The sequence below is a fragment of the Nocardioides guangzhouensis genome (assembly GCF_004519545.1).
In the GTDB taxonomy this organism is placed as follows: domain Bacteria; phylum Actinomycetota; class Actinomycetes; order Propionibacteriales; family Nocardioidaceae; genus Nocardioides; species Nocardioides guangzhouensis.
In genome coordinates, this window is record NZ_SDKM01000149.1 from 1 (window position 1) to 436 (window position 436).

Sequence of the window (436 nt, forward strand, 5' to 3'; positions counted from 1 at the left end):
ACCATCGGCATCGTGCGGTACTCCGGGTGCAACGGCAGCGCGACCTTGAAGACGTTGATCAGCGCGTGGATCGGTGACCGTTGGGCGGCGTCGATCCAGTCCCGTGGGATGCCGTCACGCTCGGCGGCGCGAACGACCTCGGGGTCGTTCGGGTCCAGCAGCACCGAGCGCTGGGCCTCGTAGAGGTCGTGGTTGTCGGCCACCGAGGCCGCCTCGAGCACCCGGTCGGCGTCGTAGAGGATCAGGCCGATGTAGCGCAGCCTGCCGACGCAGGTCTCCGCGCAGACGGTCGGCAGTCCGACCTCGATGCGCGGGAAGCAGAATGTGCACTTCTCGGCCTTGCCGGTGCGATGGTTGAAGTAGACCTTCTTGTAGGGGCAGCCGGACACGCACATTCGCCAGCCCCGGCACCGGTCCTGGTCGACCAGGACGATGC

Annotated in this window: 1 protein-coding gene; it reads right to left on the reverse strand. The window is 67.4% G+C overall.

Features of this window, described 5'->3' with window-relative positions:
* A partial coding sequence (locus EKO23_RS24895; protein WP_342773645.1) for a 4Fe-4S dicluster domain-containing protein occupies positions 1 to 436 on the reverse strand: 436 nt, incomplete at both ends.